This window comes from Treponema endosymbiont of Eucomonympha sp., assembly GCF_001028545.1.
In genome coordinates this window covers 1-473 of sequence record NZ_BBPW01000568.1, presented here as the reverse complement: position 1 = coordinate 473, position 473 = coordinate 1, and the positions used below count along the sequence as shown (strand labels likewise).

Genomic DNA, 473 nt, shown 5'->3' with positions numbered 1-473 from the left:
TGTAACTTACTGATCAGCCCCCCTTTTGTGCGACTAATGTCCTGACTGCCGCCGCATGCGCTTTGATATATGTCGAATCTATCATACGGATATCCCCGGCAAGCTCGCCTACTGCGGCGTCCGCCAGCGTTTTCCCTATCCCTTCGCGGACTCCCCGCAAGAGTCTGCGGACGGCTCAGAAACGCCGCCGAGCGCCGTCATAGGAAACGGGTTTTGCCCGTTCCCTTTCTCTCTATTTCGGTAGCCCCAATCGGCGTTTGCATATACGTCTTCACTTATAGGCAAAGCCTCTATGTCGAGTTCCTTGACATATGCTCCGGCGGCTTTGATAATGCCCCCATGAATCACGGATTTATCCGCGTCGCCTGTGCCAGCCCCCGCCTGACGGGCGCGGACTGCGGCGCGAATGCCGACGCGATTATCGCCCTGCTCCGGCGCACCGGCACCGGCGGAGCGCGGCGTTCCCAGAGCTT

At 59.2% G+C, this 473-nt stretch carries 2 protein-coding genes; both read right to left on the bottom strand.

Annotation, left to right across the window (positions count from 1 at the left end):
- Positions 1–13: 13 nt before the first annotated feature.
- Positions 14–160: a hypothetical protein gene (locus tag AWU74_RS12185; RefSeq protein WP_187149583.1), complete on the bottom strand. Its 147-nt coding sequence runs from the start codon at positions 158–160 to the stop codon at positions 14–16.
- Positions 136–473, bottom strand: a 338-nt coding sequence (locus AWU74_RS12180) for a hypothetical protein (RefSeq protein WP_187150968.1), incomplete at its 5' end; no start/stop codon positions are given. The genes AWU74_RS12180 and AWU74_RS12185, both read right to left, overlap by 25 nt.